Raw genomic sequence first — 24,081 nt, 5'->3', positions numbered from 1 at the left:
GATCAGGACGCCAATCGGTCAGGCGTCGATTTCTTCCTCGTCCACGGTCGCCGCATTTTTCTGGATGAAGGCGAAGCGATGTTCGGGATTCTTGCCCATCAGCCGATCGACGAGATCCTTCACCGGCTGCTGGTCCTGATAATCCTGGGGCAACGTGATGCGGATGAGGCTGCGGGTTTTGGGGTCCATCGTGGTTTCGCGGAGCTGGGCCGGATTCATCTCGCCCAGGCCCTTGAAGCGGCCGATATCGACCTTCTTGCCTTTGAAAACGGTGGCTTCCAGTTCGGCGCGCTGGGCATCGTCCCGGGCATAAGCGACGGTTCCGCCCGCCGACAAACGGTAGAGCGGCGGCTGGGCGAGGTAGAGGTGCCCGCGCTTCACGATCTCCGGCATTTCCTGGAAGAAAAAGGTCATGAGCAGGGTCGCGATATGGGCGCCGTCCACGTCCGCGTCGGTCATGATGATGACACGATCATAACGGAGCGCATCGGGATCGCAGCGGTCGCGGAAGCCGCAGCCGAGCGCCAATCCCAGGTCCGCGATTTCCTGGTTGGCGCCGATCTTCGCGCTGTTGGCGCTGGCGACGTTCAATATCTTGCCGCGGATTGGCAGGATGGCCTGCGTCTTGCGGTCGCGCGCCTGCTTGGCGGAGCCGCCCGCGCTGTCGCCTTCGACGATGAAAAGCTCGGTGCCGGCCGGATCGTCGTTGGAACAATCGGTGAGCTTGCCGGGCAGGCGGAGCTTGCGCGAACTGGTCGCGGTCTTGCGCTTGATCTCGCGTTCGGCCTTGCGCTTCAGCCGTTCGTCCATCCTGTCGAGCACGAAGCCGAGCAGGGCGCGGCCGCGCTCCATATTGTCGGCGAGATAATGGTCGAAATGGTCGCGGATCGCCGATTCCACCAGGCGCGCAGCGTCGGGACTCGTCAGGCGGTCCTTGGTCTGGCTCTGAAATTGCGGGTCGCGGATGAAGACAGACAGCATGATCTCCGCGCCGGACACGATGTCGTCGGCCTGGATGTCCTTGGCTTTCTTCTGCTGTCCGACCAGCTCGGCGAAGGCCCGAATGCCCCGGGTTAAAGCCGCGCGAATGCCCTGTTCGTGGGTGCCGCCGTCGGGCGTCGGAATGGTGTTGCAATAATAAGAGGATCCGCCCTCGCTCCAGAGCGGCCAGGCGACGGCCCATTCGACGGAGCCCTGGCTGTCCGGAAATTCCTGCCGTCCCTTGAAGAATTCGTTCGTCGCGCAATTCCGCGTGCCGATCTGCTCCTTCAGATGATCGGCAAGGCCGCCGGGGAATTGGAACACGGCCTCGGCGGGAACGCTGGCGCCCTCGATCAGCGCAGGGTCGCATTTCCAGCGTATTTCCACGCCGGCGAACAGATAGGCCTTGGACCGCGCGAGCCGGTACAGGCGCGCGGGCTTGAATTTTGCGTCGGGGCCGAAGATTTCGGGATCGGGCGTGAAGGCGATCGTCGTGCCGCGCCGGTTTTGGGTCTGGCCGATTTCCTCCAGGCCGCTGGTGGGATGCCCCTTGGCGAAGGTCTGGCGGTAGACCTTCTTGTTGCGCGCGACCTCGACGGCCGTGTCGATCGACAGCGCGTTCACCACGCTGACGCCAACGCCGTGCAGGCCGCCCGACGTGGCATAGGCCTTGTCGCTAAACTTGCCGCCCGAATGGAGCGTGGTGAGGATCACCTCCAGCGCCGACTTGCCCGGATATTTGGGGTGGGGGTCGATCGGGATGCCGCGGCCATTGTCGGCGATGGTGAGGCGATTGCCCGGCTCCAGCGTTATTTCGATACGGGTCGCGTGGCCCGCCACCGCTTCGTCCATGCTGTTGTCGAGCACTTCGGCGGCGAGATGGTGGAAGGCGCGCTCGTCCGTCCCGCCGATATACATTCCGGGCCGCCGCCGGACGGGCTCCAGCCCTTCGAGGACTTCGATGGCGGAAGCGTCGTAGGTTTCGGGCGTGGACGAGGAAGGCGACGCGAACAGGTCAGTCATGCCCGACCTATAGATGCGCGCGTTCGTCGTGCAAAGCGGGGTGATTCGTAGAAAGATCGTTGAGACCGGGCCCGGAATGACGGAACCGGCGGAAAGGCAAAAAGTTAAGGAATCATGACCGTCATCAAATCGGACCACGTTCAGGATGCAAGGCGGGTTATTTTCCCGGCCATCGCCGCCGTGCACTCGTCTGATGCGGGGGATTTTCAAAAAGGCATAACCCACGCCCCAGCAAACGGCGATACGATTGGCTTCAATTCGCTGGCCTGGAAAAACGCGTGCCGCCTCACCTATGCGGCCTGCGAATCGCCTTCTTCGCTGTATATGCGGTCCAGATACGCCGTCGCCATCTGATAATGCGCCTGCACGGCTGCTTTGCTCTTCGCTTTCTGCGCCAGCTCGAGAGCCGCTTCGGCCCGGCTCTCATAATATTCGACTTCCTCGCGCGACATCGCCCGATTCCCAAATCCATCAATGTTAAGAAGCCGGGCGCTGAGGCCCGGCATCAGGAGTGACCGCTAAAACGGCGAGAATCCGGGACAGTTCCCCGGATTTCTAACGGATTCGCGGGCCGCCGAACGGCAGCGGCGGCGGGGGGCGGCGGTCGCGGCGCGGCATCTGGGCCTGATAGGCGACGCCGCAATGTTCGACGCAATAGGGAAAGCCGGGATTGGCCGGATTGCCGCAAAAATGGAAATCCGGCTCGCCCGGATGACCCATCGGCCATTTGCAGATCTTCTCGTTCAAATCGAGGAGACTCGTCTTGTCGGCGACCTCGGCGCTCGGCTTGGCGGGCACCAGGCGGCGCGGCGGGGCGGGCGGGATCGGCGCCTGCTGCTCGCTCGGCGTCTGACGGATGAAGCCGCCCGGGCCGATGGAGCGGATGATGGGCTGCGATTCCGGTGCAACCTGCGAACGGGCGGGGGCGGCGGCAGCTGCCGGAGCTTCCGCGCGCTGCGTGGGAGCAGAAGGTGCGGCTTCGACGCGCGGCTTGGGCGCGGGCGTTTCCGCCGCGGGCTTCGGCGCAGCTTCCGGCTTGGCTTTCTTCGCCTTGGCCGCGGGTTCGTTCGCCTTGACCGGCGACGGGCGCGACTGCAGGCCGAGGCGATGGGCCTTGCCGATCACGGCGTTGCGGGAAACGCCGCCCAGCTCGTCGGCGATCTGGCTCGCCGTCATGCCCTTGGTCCACAGGGCCTTCAAGCGATCGATCCGTTCATCGGTCCACGACATATCTCATCCTTCAATCGGCTTCACGGGCTTGCGGCTCACAGCGTCCTAAAGTAGCGACGGCGCGATGAACGACCAGCCTTCGAATTGGGTTAGGACCGCCCCCGGCGTCCCCGTCATACGGAGCGTGAACTGGGGCGGCCTCAAGACTCTCTATTTGAAGGAGGTGAGGCGTTTCTTCAAGGTCCAGCTGCAAACCATCTGGGCCCCGTCGATCACGACCCTGCTGTTCCTCATCATTTTCACCGTCGCTCTGGGCGGCGCGGGGCGGACCGTCCTCGGCGTGCCCTTCGCCGATTTCATCGCGCCCGGCCTCATCATCATGGGCATGATCCAGAACGCCTTCGCCAATTCCAGCTTCTCCCTGCTGGTCGGCAAGATCCAGGGCACGATCGTCGACTATCTCATGCCGCCCCTGTCGGTCGGGGAGCTGATCGCCGCCCTGGTCGGCGCCTCCGTCACCCGCGCCATTCTGGTCGGCATCACCGTCTGGCTCGCCATGCTGCTCTGGCCCGGCGTCCATGTCGCGCCCGTCCATCCGCTCGCGATCATCTGGTTCGGCCTGATGGGCAGCATGATGCTCGCTTTCTTCGGTGTGCTGACCTCGATCTGGGCGGAAAAGTTCGACCATGCCGCCGCCGTCACCAATTTCGTGGTGGCGCCGCTGTCGCTGCTGTCGGGCACCTTCTATTCGATCGAAAGCCTGCATCCCACCTTCCAGGCGGTGAGCCATGCCAATCCTTTCTTCTACGTCATTTCCGGTTTCCGCTACGGATTCCTGAGCGAAGCCGACTCGCCGGTCTTGTTCGGCGCCTTGCTGCTGCTCGGCATCAACGTCGCGCTTTGGGCGGCCTGCTACACGCTCCTGCGCAGTGGATGGAAATTGAAGAACTGATACAAAGCCGCGACGTTGTTACGCGGCTGAACCGAGGCTGACAGGTCCGTTCAGAACTCGAACAGCCGCGAATCGGTAAAAGCCTCCTTGTGAATACGGCAAGGAGTATGTGTCATGCGTAAGGTTCTTCTTTCTCTCGTCGCGGTGTCGACGCTGGCCGTCGCGGCCCCCGCCTCCGCCCAGCATTACAGCCATCGCGGCTCGGGCATCGAACGTCAGTTGGACGAAATCGCCAACCGCATCGAGCGCGCCGAACAGCGCCGTGCCATTTCGCGCCGTGAAGCCGCTTCGTTGCTGCGGCGCGCGGACCAGATCGACCGGCTGCACGATCGCTACGCCCGCAACGGCCTCGACCGCCGCGAAATGGCGCAGTTGCAGCGCCAGATCCACGACCTGCGTCAGGATCTGCGTTTCGAACGCCGCGACCGCGACGGCCGGCGGGGCTGATTTTTTCCCGCTGGCTTGGGGGGAGGGCCGGTCCTGTAATTGACTGGCCCTCCCGTCAAACCCTATAGAAGGGGCATGAAAGGCGACCGTCATGGTCGCCTTTTTTGTACAATTGCGATGAAGGAATTCGCCATGGCCATCACCCCGCTCATGCCCGTCTACCCGCGTTCGCCGGTGCGGCCGGTGCGCGGCGAGGGCGTCTATCTCTATGGCGAGAATGGCGAGAAATATCTGGATTTCGCCAGCGGCATCGCGGTGAACCTGCTGGGCCACGGTCATCCGCACCTCACCAAGGCGATCCAGGATCAGGCGGCAACCCTGATCCACGTGTCGAACCTCTATGGCAGCCCGCAGGGCGAGGCGCTGGCGCAGCGGCTGGTCGACGCGACCTTCGCCGATACCGTCTTCTTCACCAACTCCGGCGCGGAGGCGGTGGAATGCGCGATCAAGACCGCGCGCCGCTACCATCATGCCAAGGGCAATCCCCACAAGCACAAGCTCATCACCTTTTCCAACGCCTTCCACGGCCGGACGATGGCGACGATCAGCGCGACCAATCAGGAAAAGCTGCGCGACGGCTTCGCGCCGCTCCTTCCCGGTTTCGAGGTGGTGGAATTCGACGATCTCGACGCGGCGCTGGCCGCGGTCGACGATCATACGGCGGGTTTCCTGCTGGAGCCGGTGCAGGGCGAGGGCGGCATCCGTCCGGGAAGCCGCGAATTCATTCAGGGCCTCCGCCAGGCTTGCGATGAGCGCGATCTGATGCTCGTGTTCGACGAAGTTCAGTGCGGCTATGCCCGCACCGGCAAGCTCTTCGCCTATGAACATTACGGCATCGAACCGGATATCATGGCGGTCGCCAAGGGCATTGGCGGCGGCTTTCCGATGGGCGCCTGCCTTGCGACCGAAAAGGCCGCGGCGGGGATGGTAATCGGCACCCACGGTTCCACCTATGGCGGCAACCCGCTCGCCTGCGCCGCCGGTCAGGCGGTGCTGGATGTCGTGAACACTCCGCAATTCCTCGATCATGTCACCCGCATGGGCGAGCGCTTGCGCGGCGCGCTGGAGCAAATGATCCCCAATCACGACGATCTGTTCGAAGGCGTGCGCGGCATCGGCCTCATGCTCGGCATCAAGATGAAGGCGGACAGCCGCGCCTTCGTCACTTATTTGCGCGATCACGGCCTCCTCACCGTCTCGGCGGGCGACAATGTGATGCGCATCCTGCCGCCGCTCGTCATCGAAGAGGCGCATATCCAGGAATTCGTGGAAAAGCTGTCCCAGGCCGCCCGGCAATATGAGGTGCCAAAGGCTGCCTGACTTATACCGTCACTTCCCGGATCAAGTCCGGGGTGGTGCCCTAAGAGGGGATGGCTCGGCCGCCAAATCGCAATGGGGCTGAAATCTTCACCTTCGCTTCCTAAATCAGGCTCATGGTTTCCGATTCCGACACTCTTTCGCCCGCCGCCCATCTCGATCAGGCGGTCGGCTTCACGATTCCCGATCGTCATGCCCGGGGCCGCGTCGTGCGGCTGGGCCCGGTGCTCGACGACATTCTGTCCGCGCACGATTATCCGGCGCCGATCGCGCGCATCCTCTCCGAAGCCTTGGTGCTGGCCGGTCTTCTCGGCGCGATGCTCAAGGATGCGGGCGGGCAATTGACGCTTCAGGCGCAGACCAAGGACGGCATCGTCGACCTGCTCGTCTGCGACTATAAAGGCGGCGAATTGCGCGGCTATGTCCGTTTTGACAAGGACCGCCTGGCGGCCCAGCAGCAGGTGCCGCATCTGCAGGAGCTGTTCGGCGAGGGCTATCTCGCCATCACCTTCGACCAGGTTGCGACCGGCGAGCGCTATCAGGGCATCGTGCCGCTCGAAGGCGCGAGTCTTGCCGAAGCCGCGGAAAGCTATTTCGGCCAGTCGGAGCAGATACCGAGCCTCGTTCGCCTTGCCGTGAACGATACCGGCCATGTCGCAGGCGGCATTCTCATCCAGCATCTTCCCGAAGGCGAAGAGGGGCGGGAGCGTCTGCACACCCGTCTCGATCATCCGGAATGGGAGCATGTTCGCGCGCTCGCCGAAACGACGAAGGCGCACGAATTGTTCGATGCGGACCTGCCCCTCGAAACCCTGCTCTGGCGGTTGTTCCATGAAGAGGAGGAGGTGCGCGTCACCAATGGAATCGCATTGTCCAAGGGATGCCGGTGCAGCTTCGAATATATTCAAAGCGTCATCTCCCGCTTCGGCGCGGAAGAGCGCGGGGACATGGCGGACGACGATGGTTTCATCAGCGTCGATTGCGAATTCTGTTCGCGCGTTTTCCCGATCAAGATGACGGACCTGGATGCATGAGGAGCTTGTTGCTTCGCGCGGCTTTGGGATTGGGGATCGGTCTTGCCGCGACAGCGGCGGCAAGCCCTGAAACAGCACGGGATCTTTCCGCTCTATCGGCGCTCGATTCGGGGCGCTGGCAAATTCGCGATCTCGATAGCGGTGCCTCGCAGACCCTGTGCGTCGGCGATCGCCGGGTGCTCATGCAGATCCGCCATGGCGCCGCGCAATGCGAATGGACAGTGATCCGCAACGAAGCGCGGCAATCGACCATCACCTACAGCTGCCCCAATGGCTCGGGCCGTACCGCGATGCGCTTGGAAACGCCCCGGCTGGCGCAAATCGACTCGCAAGGGGTGCTGAACGGCATTCCTTATGGAATGCGGGCCGAGGCGCGGCGGACCGGCGCCTGCCGCTGACGCAGCCCGGCGCCCGATTGTTAAGCCCCCGTTTAACCTGCGGAGCGTACAGCATTTTTCGTGCCGAGAAGGGCACGCTTTCCTCCCTTGGACCCATAGGTCCGACCTGGGCCGTCTCGAATGAAAAGAGGCGGCCCGTCTTTTTCGCGTTTGCTTGCGCTGACCGGCCAACAGGATTAGCCCGCGCGCCATGAATGCATCGTCCCCGCTTGCCGTGGTTCTCCTGTCCGGCGGCCTCGATTCGATGGTCGCCGCTGGCCGCGCGCGGGCGGACGGCTATCGCGTGCTGGCCCTCACCGTCGATTACAACCAGCGCCATCGGATCGAAATCGCCGCCGCCCGCCGCATCGCCGCTGCGTTGGACGTGGAGCGGCACATCGTCCTGCCCCTCGACCTGACCGGCTTCGGCGGCTCCGCGCTCACCGCCGACATCGCCGTGCCGAAGGGCGGCGTGGTGGACGGCGAAGTGCCGGTGACCTATGTCCCCGCCCGCAATACGATCTTCCTGTCCCTCTCGCTCGGCTGGGCGGAGGCGGCGGGCGCGCGCTCCCTCTATATCGGCGTCAATGCGCTCGATTATTCGGGCTATCCCGATTGCCGCCCGGATTTCATCGCCCAGTTCGAACGGTTGGCCAATATCGCGACCAAGGCCGGCGTCGAAGGCGACCGCTTCAAGATCGAAGCGCCGCTTCTCCACATGAGCAAGGCCGATATCGCCGCCGAAGCCGCGCGTCTCGGCCTGGATGCCGGGCTTTCCTGGTCTTGTTACGATCCCACGCCGAAGGGCGAACATTGCGGCTATTGCGACAGCTGCCGCCTGCGCGCCAAGGGCTTCGAGGAAGCGGGCCTCTCCGATCCCACGATCTACGCCGCGCATCCATGAGCTACGCGGTCAAGGAAATCTTCCTGACCCTGCAGGGCGAAGGCGCGCAGGCCGGTCGACGCGCCGTCTTCCTGCGCTTTGCGGGCTGCAACCTGTGGACGGGCCGCGAACAGGATCGGGCCGGCGCCGCCTGCACCTTCTGCGATACCGATTTCGTCGGCATGGATGGCGAAAATGGCGGCCGCTACGATGCCGATGCGCTGGCGGCGAAGGTTGCCGCGCTGTGGGGGGAGGGGGAGCGCCCCTATGTCGTCCTGACCGGCGGCGAGCCGCTCTTGCAGGTTGATGCCCCCCTGATCGCGGCGCTCCATGCGCGCGGCTTCGAGATTGCGGTGGAAACCAACGGCACGCAGCACGCGCCGGACGGGATCGACTGGATCTGCGTCAGCCCGAAGGGAAATAACCCGGTCGTCCAGACGCATGGCGACGAGCTGAAACTGGTCTGGCCGCAGGACGGCGTCGATCCCCGCGCGATGGAAGGCTGGGCCTTCGATCATTTCCTGATCCAGCCGAAAGATGGGATGGATCGAGACGTTTGGCTGCGCGAGGCGATCGCTTTCGTGATGGCCCATCCGCGCTGGCGGCTATCGCTTCAGACCCATAAATTGCTGGGGTTGCCGTAACTCCCCCGCGTCATTCTCGACGCTCCCGCGTCTCTTACCTCCCCCACGTCATTCCGGCGAAAGCCGGAATCTCATAACGGAAAAGGCCCTACCCACAGGAAATCCCGGCTTTCGCCCGGGTAGCGGCATCGAGTTACACCGTGACGTATTGCCCCCGGCACTTCTTCCGCAGCCGGTCCTTCTTGTCATAACATTTGGGATCGAAGGTCGGCAGGACGAGCTGGCGGACCATGGTATGCGGATTATATTGCCACGTCCGCGCGCCGCCGGCCGGGATCAGGCTGTTGCGCAGCTCCCGCATGCGCTGTTCGGCGGTGACGTGAAATTCGCCCTTGGGCCGGCGCAGGGCGTCCTTCGCGATGTCGGCCGCCGTCTGGCAAAAGCCGACCTGCGCGTGGAGCGTGGAGAAATTATTGTAGGTGATGGTCGAATAATCGTCGAACAATTTCTGGCCCGGCTTCGCGCCGTGGACGCGCTTAAAATAGCTGCCGACGGTGGTGTAGGCGTTCATCAATTCCTTCGAATGATGCGCCAATATGTCGTTATAATTGTCGACGACGCGCAGATAAGGCGAGAATTGGCATTGCAGCGCCGCGACGTTGAGGCCGGCGCGCAGGTTCCAGACCAGGCTGGCGGCATATTCCTGCGCCGTCGCGCCGGGAAGGGGAAGGCCGACCAGCGGATCGCTCGCGCTGATCGCGCCGGGCTTGAAATCGGGATTGTTGAAGAAAAGCTGCGCGGACGCCGCCTGCGGAAACGTCAGGCCCGTCATGGTTGCCGCCGCCAACAGGATTTTTCCGACCCGATACGCCATTTCACTCTCCGCACGGCGGTTTAGCCGTCTCTTCCTGCCATTATGCTTAACGGGAGCGATGCCGCAATGCCAGAGCGATAGGACGAATGATCCTTTCGGAGATTGGACCGGAAATCCCCTCCTGACGCCTTAAGCATGGAAAAGGGGCCGCCCGGCATGCCGGGCGGCCCCTTCCCAAAAAAGAACCAACGGAAAATTACATTCCGTTGGTCATGTCCGCATCGGCGGTGGTGTTGGTCGCGGTAGTCGCGCCGGTCGTGTTGGTCGCCGACATGTTGGCGTCCATGGTCATGTTGCTGTCCATGGTCATGTTCGCGCCGGAATCGACGGCCTGCATGTCGTTCGTCATGCCGTCCATCATCATGTCGTTGCTGTCCATTTCCGTCATGGCGGTGTTGTTGACAGCAGCGTCTTCGCTGCCGCCGCACGCCGCGACGAGAAGGGCCGCACCGGCAACCATCGAACCGGTCATTACCTTCGAAAGAAGTGCACGCATCCAATTAACTCCCTCGTTAGATGATTTGGTCGGGGTGGCCCCTTTTCTGCCAAATCGACTGCTTAATAATCCGAAAGGAAAGGGGCCTCAACCCTCCTTGATCGTCAAGTCCAACGATCCAAGGAAGGCGGGCAGCGCGTCTTTCAATGCAACATCGAAACGCGTCTTGCCTTCATTTACGCCCAGCTCACTCAGACTGGTCACCGGAAATTCGGCGATCCCGCAAGGCACTATGCCCGAGAAGTGGGAAAGTTCCGGATCGGCGTTGATCGAAAAGCCGTGCATCGTGATCCAGCGGCGCACGCGGACGCCGATCGCGCCGATCTTCGCTTCCGTCCCGCGATGATCCACCCAGATGCCGATCCGGCCCTCGGCCCGGCGGGCGGTGACGCCCAACTGCCCGAGCGCCGCGATCAGCCATCCTTCCAGGCTGTGGACGAAATGGCGCACGTCCCGGCCGCGGCGGTTGAGATCGAGGAGGATGTAGCCCACGCGCTGCCCCGGCCCGTGATACGTGTAACGGCCGCCCCGGCCCGCATCATAAACGGGAAATCCGTCCGGATTGAACAATTCGGCCGGATCGGCGCTCGTCCCCGCCGTGTAGAGCGGCGGATGTTCGAGCAGCCAGATGAGCTCGGGCGCTTCCCCGGCCAGGATCGCCGCCTGCCGCATTTCCATCTCGGCAAGCGCGTCGGGATAAGGCGTCAGGCCCGGCGTCTCGCGCCATTCGATATCCGTTCCGGTCACGCGCGGCATGTGGCCTGCCCGGTGCGGCGGTGCAAGAGCCGCATTGCGCGCCCGAAACTATTGCGGCTATCGTCCGGAGCGAACAGGGGAGTGCTGCCATGAAACCGCTTTCGATATCCGCCGCGTGGAACGAAACCGCCGCCTTCGTGAAGCGGGAAGCGGGATTGCTTTTCCCCATCGCGCTCGCGTTTCTCGCCTTGCCGAGCATCGTCGTGCAATTTTTCATGCCGGAAGCCGCGCCGGGCCAGCAACCGGAATTGGGTGCCTGGATGTTCTTGCTCCTGCCGCTGATCCTGCTGACGCTGATCGGTTCGCTCGCCATCACCGCCCTCGCTCTGCGCCCCGCGCAGAGCGTTCAGGAGGCGATCGGGCATGGCATGCGCCGCATCCTTCCCGTCCTTGGCGCCGCCTTTTTGCTCGGCCTCGGCAGCTTTACCATCGCCTTGCCCGCGAGCATTCTCATCGCCCTCCTTGGTTTGGCCGAGCGGACGACGACGATCCTGATGGTTCTCCTCTTCCTCGCAATCCTCACCTTCCTCTGGATTCGTTTCATCCTGCTCACGCCCGCCGCGGTCGCCGAACCGCTGGGGCCGGTCGCTCTCTTGAAGCGCAGCTGGAACCTGACGAGGGGCCATTTCAGCAAGCTGATCGGCTTCATCACCGTGCTGACCATCGTCGCCCTGATCATTCTCATCGCGGTCAGCCTGATCTTTGGCACCGTCATCGCCCTGCTGTTCGGGGCGCCGGAGCCGCGCAACCTGTCCTATGTCCTGACCCTGATCGTCAGCGGCGTGGCAAGCGCGGTCTTCTCGGTCTACATAACCGTCGCCATCGCCCGCATCTATGCGCAGCTGGCGGAAGGCTCGACGAGCGGGATCTGAGGTGCGATATCGCACGGCAGCAGGCCGGAAAGACGCGGATCGGGAAAGCTCTCGAAAGCGCGGCGGCAGGCGGTGAAGCCAGCCTTCAGATAAGCGGGCAAAGCGGCGGGATGATCGAGCGTACAGGTGTTGACGATCACCCGTTCGACCCCCGCCCGCCACGCAAGCTGCGCGACCTGCGCGAACAGCCAGCGGCCATGCCCTTTGCCCGCCAGTTCCGGCACCAGTCCGAGGAAGCGGATGAGGCAGGTGCCTTCCTGCGCGAAATCGAGCTCGATCATGCCGACTTCGACACCGCGCGGATCGAGCACGGCATGCACCTCGCAGATCGCCGCGGTGAGCGCCCGATCGTCCATCGCCAGCCGCGAATACCAGAGCCAGCGGCCTCCGACGCGTTCGAACAGCAGCCGATATTTGCGCGGATCGGCCTCCGCCCAACGCTGCAAGCGGAGCGGCGAGGGCGGCACTGGCCGCGGCTTCGGCCGTTCCGTCATTTCAAGGAAAGTCACCACCGTGCCGACATGACCCGGCGGGATGTCGATGATCTGCTCGCCGCTCATAATAGCCCTCCCCCATCAAGGGGGAGGGGCTTCGGAAGAACGACCTTCAATTCCACGTCGCCTCCGGCGGCAGGCTCATCAGGATCGCGTCGACATTGCCGCCGGTCTTGAGCCCGAACAAAGTGCCCCGGTCGTAGATCAGGTTGAACTCCGCATAGCGCCCGCGCCATTCGAGCTGACGGGCCTTGTCCTCCGGCGTGAAGGGCGTTTCCATCCGCCGCCGCACGATCGCCGGGAAGATGTCGAGAAACGCCTCGCCGACCTCGCGGGTGAAGGCGAAATGCGGATCGAATAGCCCTTCGAGATGGTCGTAGAAAATGCCGCCGACGCCACGATGGACACCCCGGTGCGGGATGAAGAAATATTCCTCCGCCCATTTGGAAAAGCGCGGATAATAAGTCGGGTCGTGCGCCGCGCAGGCCGCCCGCAGTCGCGCGTGAAAGGCCTCGGTGTCGTCGTCATAGGGCAGGGGCGGATTGAGGTCCGCGCCGCCGCCGAACCAGCGCTTGGTCGTGCACAGGAACCGCGTGTTCATGTGCACCGCGGGCACATGCGGGTTCGCCATGTGCGCAACAAGGCTGATGCCGGTCGCGAAGAAGCGGGGATCCTCTTCGGCGCCGTTGATCGTGCGCGCGAATTCCGGGCTGAACGTGCCGCCGACGGTGGAGACGTTGACGCCCACCTTTTCGAACACCTTGCCCTTCATCAGCCCGCGCACGCCGCCGCCGCCGGGCGCGTCGCTATGGTCTTTCCGATCCCAAGGCAGATATTGAAAGGCCGCGTCGCTGCCCGCCTCCCGCTCGATCGCTTCGAATTCCGCGCAGATGCGATCCCGCAGCGATTCGAACCAGGTCTTCGCCGCCAATTGCTCTTCGTCGAGCTCGATCATAGGGGCCACCCTTCCGTCTGTCTCAGCGCCTCGCCGAGCGCGATGCCCGCGGCGACGGCGATATTCAAGGACCGGGTGTCCTCTACCTGCGGAATCCGCACCCGCGCGTCGGCCCGGGCGTGGACATCGTCCGGCACCCCTCGGCTTTCGGACCCCAATAAAAGGATGTCGCCGGGCAGGAATTGCGCTTCGTCGAGACGCACGCCGCCTTTGGTGGTCAGCAGCACGATCCGTCCGCCCGCCGCCGCCTCGAATGCCTCCCAGCTCGCATGACGCGTGACATTCGCCATTTCGGCATAATCCATCCCCGCCCGTTTTAGCGCCCGGTCGGAAAACGGAAACCCGCACGGCTCGATCACGTCCAGCGGCACGCCAAGGCACGCGCAAAGCCGCAGGATCGTCCCGACATTGCCCGCTTGATCGGGCTGGTAGAGGGAAAGGCGCATGTGTTGCCCTTAATTCAAAACTTCGATCCATAAAGCCCTCCCCCTTGATGGAAGTGTCGGATGAACAGCGCCCCGCGCTGTTCAGGCCATGCCGGGGGCATGGCCGACCCGGCGCTGGTTGGGTGGGGGTGATGCCTCCGGAAACACTCCGCTTTACGTCGTAGATCACCCCCACCCAGCCTCCCCCATCAAGGGGGAGGAGCTTCCCTGCGAAAATCGCTGTTGGCAAAGCGGCATGGGGGCGGCTATCAGGCCGCAAGCCGCGACAGGGGGAACCAGGAGCGGTCATGCGGAAAACCGCCGTTTCCGAAGGATTTCGGGAGGGGCGGCATATTCGCATCCTCATATTGAATCGCTTGAAGGGTGATGATGGCGACGGTCGAAAACACCGATGGAACGGCAGGAGGGGCGCCCGACGGCGTTCGCCGCCGCGATTTCATCAATATCGCAGCAGTCAGCTTCGCCGGGGTCGGCGCGGCGGCGGTGGTCTATCCGCTGGTCAATCAGATGAACCCGTCCGCCGACGTGCTGGCGCTCGCCTCGGCCGAGGTCGACGTGTCGCAGATCCAGCCCGGGCAGGCGATCAAGACCATCTGGCGCAAGCAGCCGGTCTTCATCCGCAATTTGACGGAAAAGGAGATCGCGGAAGCCAACGCCGTCAGCGTCGGTTCCTTGCGCGATCCCCAGACGCTTGCCGAGCGGACCAAGGAAGGCAAGGCCAATTGGCTTATCACCCTGGGCGTCTGCACCCACTTGGGCTGCGTGCCGCTGGGCGCCGCCGAGGGCGAGAATAAGGGCGAGTTCGGCGGCTATTTCTGCCCCTGCCACGGTTCGCACTACGATACGGCCGCCCGCATCCGCAAAGGTCCGGCGCCCAAGAACCTCGAAGTGCCGGAATATGAATTCACCTCCGACACTGTTGTCCAGATCGGCTGAGGAAGAACGAGATGAGCTTTCCCTGGGCGGAACATTATACCCCGAAAATGCCGCTGATGCGCTGGCTGGACGAACGTCTGCCGCTGCCGCGCCTCGTCTATAATGCGGTCGGCGCCGGTTATCCGGTTCCGCGCAACCTCAATTATTTCTGGAATTTCGGCGTGCTGGCGGGATTCGCGCTCATGCTGCAGATCGTCACCGGCATCATCCTCGCCATGCATTATGCACCGGCGGGCGCGATCGCCTTCCAGTCGGTCGAGCATATCATGCGCGACGTCAATCAGGGCTGGCTCTTGCGCTACGCCCACGCGAACGGCGCGAGCTTCTTCTTCATCGTGGTCTACATCCACATCTTCCGCGGCCTCTTCTACGGATCGTACAAGGCACCGCGGGAAATGGTGTGGCTCCTCGGTCTCGTTATCTTCCTGCTGATGATGGCGACGGCGTTCATGGGCTACGTCCTTCCCTGGGGCCAGATGAGCTTCTGGGGCGCGAAGGTCATCACCGGCCTGTTCGGCGCCATCCCGCTCGTCGGCGAGCCGATCCAGCAATGGCTCTTGGGCGGCTTCGCGCCGGACAATGCGGCGCTTAACCGCTTCTTCTCGCTTCACTATCTGCTGCCGTTCGTGATCGCGGGCGTCATCATCCTGCACATCTGGGCGCTGCACATTCCGGGCTCGAGCAACCCAACCGGCGTGGACGTGAAGGCGCCGCAGGACACCGTGCCCTTCCATCCTTATTATACCGCAAAGGACGGTTTCGGACTCGGCATCTTCCTGATCGCCTATAGCCTGGTGCTGTTCTTCGCGCCCAACTATCTGGGTCACGCGGACAATTACATTCCGGCCAACCCGCTCTCGACCCCGGCGCATATCGTTCCCGAATGGTATTTCTGGCCGTTCTACGCGATCCTGCGCGCCTTCACCGTCGACTTCATCCTGCCCGCGAAGCTCTGGGGTGTGCTCGCCATGTTCTCGGCGATCCTGCTGCTGTTCTTCCTGCCGTGGCTGGACAAGTCGCCGGTGCGCTCGGGCAATTACAGGCCGCTGTTCAAGAAGTTCTTCTTCTTCGGGCTCATCCCGTGCGTGCTGATCCTCGGCTATTGCGGCGGCGCTCCGGCTGAAGAGCCCTATGTCATGATCAGCCAGATCGCGTCGGCTTATTATTTCGCGCACTTCCTCATCATCCTGCCGCTCATTTCGAAGTTCGAGAGGACGCTGCAGCTGCCCAATTCGATTTCGGAATCGGTGCTGCACGGCGAAAAGCAGGAAGCGGCGCCCTATGGCGTCGACAGCACGAAGCCCGTGACGGCTTAAGGGGGACTAAAAAATCATGGTTCGTTTGATTGGTTTCCTGGTCGGCCTCGGCTTCGTCGGCGTCCTGATGATTTCGTTCATCAGCGGCGCGGTTACCTTCGCCACCGAAGAGAAAGTGGAAAGCGTCGAGCATCGCTTCCACAAACCTGTGAAAGAGGTGCATTTCGCCTCCGACGGCCCGCTTGGTCATTACGACCGCCAGCAGCTTCAGCGCGGTTTCCAGGTCTACAAGGAAGTGTGCGCCGCCTGCCACAGCCTGAACCTCGTCGCGTTCCGCAACCTTGCGGATCTCGGCTACAGCGAAGCGGAAGTGAAGGCGATCGCCGACCAATGGCAGATCGAGGTTCCCTCGATCGACCCGGCGACCGGCGAACCGAACACCCGCAAGGCCATTGCATCGGATAATTTCCCGAGCCCCTATGCCAATGAGACGGCTGCCCGCGCCGCGAACAACAATGCGCTGCCGCCCGATCTGTCGCTGATCACCAAGGCGCGTCATCACGGCCCGGCCTATGTCTATTCGCTGCTGACCGGATATCAGAACCCGCCGGCCGACCTCCCGGCGGAAAATCGTCCGGGCACGGGGCTGCACTACAACCCCTATTTCCCGAACCTCAACATCGCGATGCCGCCGCCCATCACGTCGGACGGCCAGGTCACCTATGCCGACGGCACCAACGCCACGGTCGACCAGATGGCGAAGGATGTCGCCGCTTTCCTCACCTGGACGGCGGAGCCGAAGCTGGAGAATCGCCACCGCACCGGCATCGCGGTTCTCTTCTTCCTGCTCATCGCGACGGGCCTCGCTTATATGGCATATCGCAACATCTGGGCGGAAAAGAAGTACCGCTGAGGCGCGACTTCCCGGAACATAGTAAAGGGCGTCGCGGCTGGCCCGCGGCGCCCTTTCTTTTTGCGGCTGCTCCGCTGCCGGTTCAGCCCAAGTTCAAGCCGATTGTGCAATCTTTTTAACGGGATGGTGAGCGGGCATTCGGGAGAATGACGATGCTTGTATCGCGTATCAAAACCCTCACCTTGGCCGCCCTCATTCCCGTGACCCTCGCGGCCTGCGTCTATGACGATAATCGTTACGGCTATGGCTATAATCGCGTCGCGGTCGGCTATGGCAGCGGTTACCGCACCAGCCCTTATTACGGCTGGTACGGCGATTATTATTATCCCGGCCGCGGCGCCTATGTCTGGAACCGCCATGGCGACCGCCACCGCTGGAACGACCGTCAGCGCCGCTATTGGGAAGACCGCCGCCGCGAATGGCGCCGCGAGCATCGCGGCGATTACCGCGAAAATTGGTCCGGCTACCGGCGCGACTGGCGGCGGGACCGGGATCGCCGTTCTCGCAGTGACGAAGATGCCCGCCGTTACTGGCAGGACCGGCTCGGCCGCGACGATTGAGTGTTAAAGGGTGGCGCCGATCGCCCGCGCGGCCCCGTCCGGATCGTCCGCCTGGGTGATCGGCCGCCCGATCACCAGCACGCTGGCGCCATTGTCCAGCGCCGCGCGCGGCGTCATCACGCGCTTTTGATCGCCCGCCTGCGCGTCGGCGGGGCGCAGGCCGGGCACGACGAAGAAGCCGTCCGGCCACAGCGCCTTGGCGGCCGCGACCTCATTGCCGGAACAGACCACGCCGTCCAGGCCGGCCTCCCGGGCGAGGGCGGTCAGCCGCTCCACCTGGGCATAGGGTTCGGACGCGACGCCGATGGCGGTGAGATCGCTCGCGTCGAGGCTGGTGAGGACGGTGACCGCCACCACCTTCGTGCCCTCGGGCGCCGCCGCTTTGGCATCCTCCATCATCGCCCGCCCGCCGGCGGCATGGACGGTGAGGATGGCCGGATCGAGCGGGCGCAGAGCCTGCACCGCCTTTGCTACCGTGTTCGGAATGTCGTGGAGCTTCAGGTCCAGGAAGATGGGCAGGCCGATCTCCGCCATCTCGCGGATGCCCTGCCGCCCGTTGGCGGAAAAGAATTCAAGGCCGAGCTTCAGGCCGCCGACATGGTTCCGGACCTGGCGCGCAAGCAATTTCGCGCGTTCGATATCCGGCGTGTCGATGGCGACATAGACCGGGCTGCTCATATCACCGGCCCCTCCTCATCGCCGGAAACGGGCGCGGGTGCGGCCGGAGCGGACAAGGCGGAAGCCTGCGTGTCGAGCTTTGCCTGCCGCTCATAATTGCCGAGGCGGCGGTGGAGGGTCCAAAGCCGCGTCCGGAAATAGGCGAAGGTCGGTACGAAGCCCAGCAGGAAGGCCGCGAGGATCAGCACGGGCAGCTTCACGTCCGCCTGCAGCCCGCCCCAGAGATTGAGCGTCACCGGATTCCAGTTCGCGCTTGAAAACAGCACGACGGCGACCGCGAGCACGACCCAGAACAGGGTTTTCAAAAAATGCATCGTCTCACCTCCTCGGCGCCTTCTGCCTTACGGCAAAAACTCCGCGTGTCGAGAGGGGGAGGAGGACATCCTCGTTTCCATCCTCGTCACCTCGATCAAGTCCCGGGTGATGGAGCCGCGCGCTGCCCAATCTCCACCGCCAGTTCGTCCAGCAGGGAGCCGATGCTGAGGCACCGGCCGCGCTCTTCCTCCAAAATTGTCGCGAACGCGTCCTTTTTGAATTGCGCTACCCGCCCGGCCGCCAAATGCGCGCCTTCGGGGAGGGCCGACACGACGATGTCGATCAGCCGGTCCGCGCCGTGCAGACGGCCCCAGACATAGTCGTTCTCGCGATAGGCGCGGCTGAAGAAGGCGCCGAAATTGTTGAACTGGATGCCCTTCAGCGTTGCCTCCGCGCCGCCTTCGCGGATCGCGGTCGCGTCGTCGGGGGAAATGCGGTCGACCTTGACGGGGTCGAATTCGTCCAGCCCTTCGCCTTGCAGCAAGGGCAAGGTCGCAATGTCGTAAAAGGGGAAGCCGAGATAGCTCAGGATCAACGTCCGCCGTTCGGGCCCGGGCAGGGCCCCCAGCGCCTCCGCCAAGGCGGTATCCGCCGCCGTGTCGAGCGCCTGGAGATCGAGCAGGTCGCCGAGCGCCGTCATCGCCCCATCCGGATCCTCGACGACCGCCGCGAAGCGTGCTGTCATTCCCTTATCCGCGGTCGCCGGGGTGGCGCGATAGCGTCCGATCAGGCGATAGATGGTCTCACGCGCGCCGTCCGCGGCCGGGCGCGGCATCTCTCCCCCCTCGTCCAGCGCGCCAAATCGCCGGGCCAGAAAGCGCAGCCGCCGCATTCGATAGGAAAGATCGTAGCGCCGCATGAAATCGATGACGTCCGCCCGCGCCCCGCGCGCCGTCAGGGCGTCGGTTGCATCGATTCCCATGGCGCGGACGCGTGCCCATAAAGCCTGGCGCACCGCTTCATGCCGATGGCGACCGCCACCGCCGCCAAGGCGGAAAATGGTCTCCGCCATTTCCTCGACAACCACCGACAGCTTGAGGTGGCCGTAAGCGGGATAAGCGAAACCCGATTCCCGGGCCGCGATGGTGTTCGCCTTGAAACGCCATCCGGCGATGCGGCCGGGTGTCGGGCGTGTGAGGAGCAAGGTGCGGCCGAACGCGCGCTCGATCGCCGCTTCCACTTCCGGCTGCATCGCGGCGACGATCCGCGTCATCCGCCGGATGCGCGACGAACGCTGGTCGATCGCCTCCAGATTGTCGCGGATCGGCTGTTCGCGCGGAATATCGGACAGCGCGCCGAAAATGGTGGCGAAGAAACCCGGCTTGTCGCCTTCGCCGCCGCGCATGCCGACGCTCTTATGCCCCGGGGTCGGGTCGATATAGACGAAGCGCCGGTCCACCTCGCGCCGCACCGGGCGGTCCGCCAGCGCGCCGAGCGCAGGACGGAAAGGCGCGTTGGCGAGGACCGATCCGTCGATCAGGGTCGCATTGTCGGCATCGCCGATCGCGACGTGGCGGGGAAGGGCGCGCTCCAGAAATTGCGCCCGCCCCGGCCAATCCTGCCCCCGTTCCTTCAGCACCGCATCCAGTTCGGTCACGCGAAACGGCGGAAAAGCGCCCGGAAAGCTCGCCGTGGCACGCGCGGCGAAGGCCAATTCCGCCGGATCGGCGAGCCGCCGTTCAACCCCGCCCTCATCGTGGAAGGAAAGGGTGATGCGATGCTCGCGCTCGACGACCTCCGGCGGGCTGTGCAGCCGCAGCCGCTGCGGATAGCCGTGGAAGTCGGTCACCGTGACGAACAGGTCGAGCGGTTGATAATCGGGCAGCAGCGGCTTGCCCTTCGGTCCCTCTCGCATGGCATCCAGCGCGTCGAGGATGAGGTTCGTGAAGATCGTGCCGCCGAACGGCGGGTCGAACCAGCGCGCGCGCACGAAATTGGCGAGCTTGGCCCGCACTTCGCCGCGATGTTCGGCCTCGACCGTCTTGTCGACCGTCCCGCCGCGCTTGGCGGACAGCATCCAGGCGAAGGGCACGGCCGCCGCCTTGGCGAAGCGGGACATCGCGCTCACCTCCGGATCGACCAATTTGTCGACATCCGCGGTTTCCAGCCACAGGTCGGTCACCGGGTCGAGCGAGGCGCCCGACGCGATGGCTTCGGCGAGGAAAATGGCGTTGATCCCGCCCGCGCTCGCGCCCGCCAAAATATCGACGATGACCCGCAGCTCGATGTCGCATTCGCCGGCAATGGCTTCCAGCAGGGTGCGGTAGACATCCGACGTGCTGTCCGCGGCATCCCCGTCGTGAAAGGCGCGGCTCGCGCGGGCGAGGCGCCAGACCTCCTTGGTGATGCCGTGCATGTAGACGGCGAGGCTGATGCCGCCGTAGCAGACGAGCGCCAGGCGAAGTTCCTTCTCGCGCATATCCTCACGCTGACAGCTTGAAAGGACGAAAGAAAGGGGCTTTCGACTATTCGGCCGAACCAGACCCGAAACGCGCGCGATAATCCTCCGGCGTCACGCCCAGCGCCTTGCGGAATGCGCGACGGAGATTCTGTTCGTTCCCGAACCCGGTTTCACGGGCGATGGCCTTGGCGGACTGGCGGGACGTTTCGAGCAACGAGCGCGCCCGCTCGATCCGCAAATGGGTGAGGTAGGCGACAGGCGCCATCCCGAATTCCGCCGTGAAGCGCCGGGTGAAGTGACGGCTGCTGATGCCCGCTTTCTCCGCGAGCGCGTCGAGGGACAGCGGCTGGCCGAGATGTTCGATCATCCACAATTGAAGCTCCCCGAAAGGGCCTTCCCGCTTTTGAGCCTCCAATTGCCGGCTGAATTGCGATTGGCCGCCCGGCCGGAACAGATACATGACAAGCTCCTGGGCGACGCGAAGGGCGATGGCGCGGCCCATATCCTCTTCCACCAGGGCCAGCGCCATATCCATGCCCGCGGTTACCCCTGCCGACGTATAGATATTGCCGTCGCGCACGTAGAGCGTATCCGCCGATACCGAACAATTGGCGACGCGGGACAGCTCCTGGCAATAAGCCCAATGCGTCGTCGCCCGGCGGCCATCCAGCAGTCCCGCCGCCGCCAGGATAAACGCCCCGGTGCAGATCGATCCGACACGGTCCGAGCGGGCGGCCGCACCCTTCAACCAGGACAGGATCGCTGCATTGGCCGCCACCTGCCGATGGCCGACGCCCCCGGCGACAAGCAGCGTATCGGCCCGATCCACATCGAAACAGGATCGCGACGCCATGATTTCAAGGCCGCTCGACATGCGGACCGAACCCGCCCGTTCCGCCACGATTTCGACGCTGTAGGGCGTCCATCCCGCTTCGACATGCTCTTCCGTCCACCGCGCCGTGCGGGAGAAGATTTCCAGCGGTCCGGTCACATCCAATATCTGCGCGTCGGGAAAAGCCAGCATGACGATGCGGTGCGTGTCTCGATGCGTGGCTTGCTGCATGGGGACGCTTCGACGCAATCCTGCGCGAAAGTCAATTGCTCGCTTATCCAGCAGCAGAGCGCGACCGGCCCGCACATGCCTGGCCATCGCAGCCTGCTCGCTGTCCGCAGCTTCGACGAATGGCATAGGGCGTTCGATGTAAAGGACGGAAAGCCGTATCTGCCCCCTGAACAACGGCTGAAAGTCTGGTAAGCATGAAGCGGCGGAGGCTTCCCCCTCCGCCGCTCTTTTGTTTTTCAGCCGTGAAGGGAGAGGTTCGCTGAGCCGGCGAATCCATTATGCGCTTGCGGGCATATTGCTCGTCATTCTCGTCATCCTCGTCGCTTCGGGCGGATCCGGAAAGGGGGCCGGGACCGAAGGCGGCATGGCGAAAGCATCGGGCCTGAAGGCGGCGCTCACGCGAATCGTTGATGCCGAGCCCCGGCCAAGCAAGGTCGATTATGCCCGGCTCGACCGGCTTCTTACCGAATTGGCGGGGCGCAAGCCGGTCGTCGGTCTCGCCGTCGCGGTGGTCGAAAATGGCGAAATCCGCTTCATGAAGGGTTATGGGGAGACCGTCGCGGGCAGCGGCGATCCCGTCACGACCAGCACCGTGTTCCGCTGGGCCTCGGTATCGAAGGGTGTGGCGGCCGATATGGTCGCGAAGCTCGCCGCGGAAGGCGAGTTGTCGCTCTACGATCCGGCCGGCAAATATGCGCCCTCGCTCCGCCTGCCGGGCGCGGCCGAGCAAAAGGCGACGGTGTCCGACATTCTGTCCCACCGTCTCGGCCTTTTCGCCCATGCCAACGATTCGAAGCTGGAGGACGGCATGGACGCGCGCCTCCTTCGCAGCGAACTGGCCACCCTCAACCTCATCTGCCCGCCCAGCCAATGCCATGCCTACCAGAACGTCGCCTATGACGCGGCGAGCGAGATCGTCGAGAAGGTGACGGGCCAGCCTTATCCGCAAGCGGTGCGCGAGCGCCTGTTCATGCCGCTAGGCATGACCAGCGCGACCGCGACCCGCGAAGGCCTCTATGCCGCGAAAAGCTGGGCCAGGCCGCATCGCGGCGGCAAGGAGTCCAAGCCGGTCGAGGTCACCGATTCCTATTATCGCGTGCCCGCCGCGGGCGGCATCAACAGCTCGATCAAGGATCTGGCGCTCTGGATGATCGCGCAGATGGGCGGCATGCCGGACGTGCTGCCGGAGGGCGCGCTGGAAGCGGTGCAGACGCCGCTCACCGCCACGCCGGGCGAACTCGGCCGCCTCCGCATCGCTCGCGAGCGGCTGAAATCGGCGCAATATGGCCTCGGCTGGCGCATCTACGATTATGCCGGCCACCGCGTCGTCGGTCATCGCGGCGGCGTCACCGGCTACCGCTCGCTGATCCTCTTCGATCCCCAGCAGAAGAGCGGCGTCGTTGCGCTGTGGAACAGCGCGACCAGCCAGCCCGCGGGGATCGAATTCGAAGTGCTCGACATGCTTTACGGCCTGGAGCCCAAGGACTGGCTAAAGCTGGAAAGCTAAAAATCATCCCCGTACCGGGGGGGATCCAATCACGGCCGTATCCGCGCCCAAATCGGCAAATGGTCCGAGGCTTTCCGCGCCGACGCGCTCTGGTGCGCACCGCTCTCCAAAATCTCGACTCCTCCCGAAACCATGATCCGGTCGAGCTGCGCCACCGGCCGCCGCGCGTGGAAGCTCTTCCCGCAATCGGCAAGGCGATAGTGGTGCCCGAAATCGCGCAAGCATCCCCCCTTGGCGCTCCATTCGTTGAGATCGCCCATCAGCACTGTCGGCAGCCCCCTTTCTTCATGCTCCAGTCGGTGGAGGATCGCATGCGCCTGCCGCCGCCGCCACAGGCCGGAGAGATCGAGATGCATGCCGACGACCCGCAGCGCCTCGCCATGCACCCGTACGTCCGCCATCACCGCGCCGCGCGGTTCGAGCGAGGGGAGGTGGAGCATCGCATGTCCGGTCACCTCGGCATCCTTCCGCACCAGGATCGCATTGCCGTGCCAGCCGAGGCTGCCGTCGCGCGCGCCGAATGGGACCGGGCGATAATCGCTATGCTCTTCGATCATGTGGAGGGGGAGGGCGCTCTGCCGTTCGCCGAAGCGCCGGTCGGCCTCCTGCAGCGCCACCACGTCCGCCCCCACTTCGTTCAGCACGTCGAGAATGCGATCCGGCCGCCGCCGCCGGTCGGTGCCCACGGCCTTGCGCATATTGTAGCTGGCGACGAGGATCATTACGCCCCTGTGTGGTGATTGCCGGTCGCCGATGCAACGCGGCAGCCCTCGCTTCTTTCCCCCATCCTG

Annotated in this window: 27 protein-coding genes; 14 read left to right on the top strand and 13 right to left on the bottom strand. The window is 64.0% G+C overall.

Going from position 1 to position 24,081, the window contains the following annotated elements; genetic code table 11:
• Positions 1–18 precede the first annotated feature (18 nt).
• On the bottom strand, positions 19–2,004 hold the full coding sequence (parE, locus tag IC614_RS05295) for a DNA topoisomerase IV subunit B (protein WP_200972855.1): 1,986 nt from the start codon (positions 2,002–2,004) through the stop codon (positions 19–21).
• Between the two features lie 114 nt (positions 2,005–2,118).
• Between parE and IC614_RS05290 the strand changes: the two genes are divergently transcribed.
• The gene (locus IC614_RS05290; protein ID WP_200972854.1) at positions 2,119–2,358 is read left to right on the top strand and encodes a hypothetical protein; all 240 of its coding nucleotides are present in this window, start codon (positions 2,119–2,121) and stop codon (positions 2,356–2,358) included.
• A 201-nt stretch (positions 2,359–2,559) separates the two neighbouring features.
• Here IC614_RS05290 and IC614_RS05285 read toward each other — a convergent pair whose 3' ends face one another.
• Entirely contained in the window at positions 2,560–3,234 is a 675-nt protein-coding gene (locus IC614_RS05285) for a GcrA family cell cycle regulator (RefSeq protein ID WP_200972853.1), read from the bottom strand.
• Positions 3,235–3,298: 64 nt separating this feature from the next.
• Between IC614_RS05285 and IC614_RS05280 the strand changes: the two genes are divergently transcribed.
• The 7 genes from IC614_RS05280 (at position 3,299) to queE (ending at position 8,828) form a co-directional block, all read left to right on the top strand.
• Positions 3,299–4,126 (top strand): ABC transporter permease, encoded by an 828-nt coding sequence (locus IC614_RS05280; RefSeq protein ID WP_200972852.1) that lies wholly within the window; start codon positions 3,299–3,301, stop codon positions 4,124–4,126.
• Between the two features lie 114 nt (positions 4,127–4,240).
• Entirely contained in the window at positions 4,241–4,573 is a 333-nt protein-coding gene (locus IC614_RS05275; RefSeq protein ID WP_200972851.1) for a hypothetical protein, read from the top strand.
• A gap of 132 nt (positions 4,574–4,705) precedes the next feature.
• Positions 4,706–5,893 (top strand): aspartate aminotransferase family protein, encoded by a 1,188-nt coding sequence (locus tag IC614_RS05270; RefSeq protein WP_200972850.1) that lies wholly within the window; start codon positions 4,706–4,708, stop codon positions 5,891–5,893.
• Between the two features lie 113 nt (positions 5,894–6,006).
• Positions 6,007–6,924: an Hsp33 family molecular chaperone HslO gene (hslO, locus tag IC614_RS05265; RefSeq protein WP_200972849.1), complete on the top strand. Its 918-nt coding sequence runs from the start codon at positions 6,007–6,009 to the stop codon at positions 6,922–6,924.
• Positions 6,921–7,322: a hypothetical protein gene (locus IC614_RS05260; protein ID WP_200972848.1), complete on the top strand. Its 402-nt coding sequence runs from the start codon at positions 6,921–6,923 to the stop codon at positions 7,320–7,322. The genes hslO and IC614_RS05260 overlap by 4 nt, the downstream gene beginning before the upstream one ends.
• 190 nt (positions 7,323–7,512) lie before the next feature.
• A complete protein-coding gene (gene queC / locus IC614_RS05255; RefSeq protein WP_200972847.1) occupies positions 7,513–8,205 on the top strand; it encodes a 7-cyano-7-deazaguanine synthase QueC in 693 nt (230 codons plus the stop codon).
• Positions 8,202–8,828 carry a 7-carboxy-7-deazaguanine synthase gene (gene queE, locus IC614_RS05250; protein WP_200972846.1) on the top strand — a complete coding sequence of 209 codons (627 nt, stop codon included), beginning with the start codon at positions 8,202–8,204 and terminating at the stop codon, positions 8,826–8,828. Before queC ends, queE begins: the two co-directional genes overlap by 4 nt.
• A gap of 133 nt (positions 8,829–8,961) precedes the next feature.
• On the opposite strand, the gene IC614_RS05245 is transcribed toward queE, so the two are convergent.
• The 3 genes from IC614_RS05245 to lipB all read right to left on the bottom strand — a co-directional run bounded on the left by IC614_RS05245 (position 8,962) and on the right by lipB (position 10,894).
• Positions 8,962–9,642 carry a hypothetical protein gene (locus tag IC614_RS05245; RefSeq protein WP_200972845.1) on the bottom strand — a complete coding sequence of 227 codons (681 nt, stop codon included), beginning with the start codon at positions 9,640–9,642 and terminating at the stop codon, positions 8,962–8,964.
• 196 nt (positions 9,643–9,838) lie between these two features.
• A complete protein-coding gene (locus tag IC614_RS05240; protein WP_200972844.1) occupies positions 9,839–10,138 on the bottom strand; it encodes a hypothetical protein in 300 nt (99 codons plus the stop codon).
• 87 nt (positions 10,139–10,225) lie between these two features.
• On the bottom strand, positions 10,226–10,894 hold the full coding sequence (lipB, locus tag IC614_RS05235) for a lipoyl(octanoyl) transferase LipB (protein WP_200972843.1): 669 nt from the start codon (positions 10,892–10,894) through the stop codon (positions 10,226–10,228).
• Positions 10,895–10,983: 89 nt separating this feature from the next.
• Here lipB and IC614_RS05230 point away from each other — a divergent pair, with 89 nt between their 5' ends.
• Positions 10,984–11,766: a glycerophosphoryl diester phosphodiesterase membrane domain-containing protein gene (locus IC614_RS05230; protein WP_200972842.1), complete on the top strand. Its 783-nt coding sequence runs from the start codon at positions 10,984–10,986 to the stop codon at positions 11,764–11,766.
• Here IC614_RS05230 and IC614_RS05225 read toward each other — a convergent pair.
• From IC614_RS05225 to IC614_RS05215, 3 genes are read right to left on the bottom strand one after another with little or no spacing between them, the layout of a single operon-like run.
• Positions 11,727–12,326, bottom strand: a complete 600-nt coding sequence (locus IC614_RS05225; RefSeq protein ID WP_200972841.1) for a GNAT family N-acetyltransferase — start codon at positions 12,324–12,326, stop codon at positions 11,727–11,729. The two genes, IC614_RS05230 and IC614_RS05225, sit on opposite strands and share 40 nt — an antisense overlap.
• Before the next feature lie 46 nt (positions 12,327–12,372).
• Positions 12,373–13,215 carry an oxygen-dependent coproporphyrinogen oxidase gene (gene hemF / locus IC614_RS05220; protein ID WP_200972840.1) on the bottom strand — a complete coding sequence of 281 codons (843 nt, stop codon included), beginning with the start codon at positions 13,213–13,215 and terminating at the stop codon, positions 12,373–12,375.
• Positions 13,212–13,661, bottom strand: a complete 450-nt coding sequence (locus tag IC614_RS05215) for a tRNA (cytidine(34)-2'-O)-methyltransferase (RefSeq protein ID WP_200972839.1) — start codon at positions 13,659–13,661, stop codon at positions 13,212–13,214. The genes hemF and IC614_RS05215 overlap by 4 nt, the downstream gene beginning before the upstream one ends.
• 369 nt (positions 13,662–14,030) lie before the next feature.
• Here IC614_RS05215 and petA point away from each other — a divergent pair, with 369 nt between their 5' ends.
• The 4 genes from petA (at position 14,031) to IC614_RS05195 (ending at position 17,326) form a co-directional block, all read left to right on the top strand.
• Entirely contained in the window at positions 14,031–14,597 is a 567-nt protein-coding gene (petA, locus tag IC614_RS05210; protein WP_200973105.1) for a ubiquinol-cytochrome c reductase iron-sulfur subunit, read from the top strand.
• Between the two features lie 11 nt (positions 14,598–14,608).
• Positions 14,609–15,913 (top strand): cytochrome b, encoded by a 1,305-nt coding sequence (locus tag IC614_RS05205; protein WP_200972838.1) that lies wholly within the window; start codon positions 14,609–14,611, stop codon positions 15,911–15,913.
• Between the two features lie 16 nt (positions 15,914–15,929).
• Positions 15,930–16,766 (top strand): cytochrome c1, encoded by an 837-nt coding sequence (locus tag IC614_RS05200; protein ID WP_200972837.1) that lies wholly within the window; start codon positions 15,930–15,932, stop codon positions 16,764–16,766.
• 152 nt (positions 16,767–16,918) lie between these two features.
• Positions 16,919–17,326, top strand: a complete 408-nt coding sequence (locus IC614_RS05195) for a hypothetical protein (protein WP_226372737.1) — start codon at positions 16,919–16,921, stop codon at positions 17,324–17,326.
• A 3-nt stretch (positions 17,327–17,329) separates the two neighbouring features.
• On the opposite strand, the gene pyrF is transcribed toward IC614_RS05195, so the two are convergent.
• The 4 genes from pyrF to IC614_RS05175 form a co-directional block, all read right to left on the bottom strand.
• Positions 17,330–18,004: an orotidine-5'-phosphate decarboxylase gene (pyrF, locus tag IC614_RS05190; protein WP_200972836.1), complete on the bottom strand. Its 675-nt coding sequence runs from the start codon at positions 18,002–18,004 to the stop codon at positions 17,330–17,332.
• A complete protein-coding gene (locus IC614_RS05185) occupies positions 18,001–18,318 on the bottom strand; it encodes a LapA family protein (protein WP_200972835.1) in 318 nt (105 codons plus the stop codon). The genes pyrF and IC614_RS05185 overlap by 4 nt, the downstream gene beginning before the upstream one ends.
• 95 nt (positions 18,319–18,413) lie before the next feature.
• A complete protein-coding gene (locus IC614_RS05180; RefSeq protein ID WP_200972834.1) occupies positions 18,414–20,738 on the bottom strand; it encodes a patatin-like protein in 2,325 nt (774 codons plus the stop codon).
• Positions 20,739–20,784: 46 nt separating this feature from the next.
• Positions 20,785–21,783 carry a GlxA family transcriptional regulator gene (locus IC614_RS05175; RefSeq protein ID WP_200972833.1) on the bottom strand — a complete coding sequence of 333 codons (999 nt, stop codon included), beginning with the start codon at positions 21,781–21,783 and terminating at the stop codon, positions 20,785–20,787.
• Positions 21,784–22,012: 229 nt separating this feature from the next.
• Between IC614_RS05175 and IC614_RS05170 the strand changes: the two genes are divergently transcribed.
• Positions 22,013–23,290 carry a serine hydrolase domain-containing protein gene (locus IC614_RS05170; RefSeq protein WP_207791156.1) on the top strand — a complete coding sequence of 426 codons (1,278 nt, stop codon included), beginning with the start codon at positions 22,013–22,015 and terminating at the stop codon, positions 23,288–23,290.
• A 29-nt stretch (positions 23,291–23,319) separates the two neighbouring features.
• Here IC614_RS05170 and IC614_RS05165 read toward each other — a convergent pair whose 3' ends face one another.
• Complete coding sequence (locus tag IC614_RS05165) at positions 23,320–24,012, bottom strand: endonuclease/exonuclease/phosphatase family protein (protein WP_200972831.1); 693 nt, start codon at positions 24,010–24,012, stop codon at positions 23,320–23,322.
• Positions 24,013–24,081: the final 69 nt, after the last annotated feature.

This window comes from Sphingosinicella flava, assembly GCF_016025255.1.
GTDB classification, from domain to species: Bacteria; Pseudomonadota; Alphaproteobacteria; order Sphingomonadales; family Sphingomonadaceae; genus Allosphingosinicella; species Allosphingosinicella flava.
The sequence above is the reverse complement of the archived record's forward strand: the minus strand, read 5'-3'. Positions and strand labels throughout refer to the sequence as shown.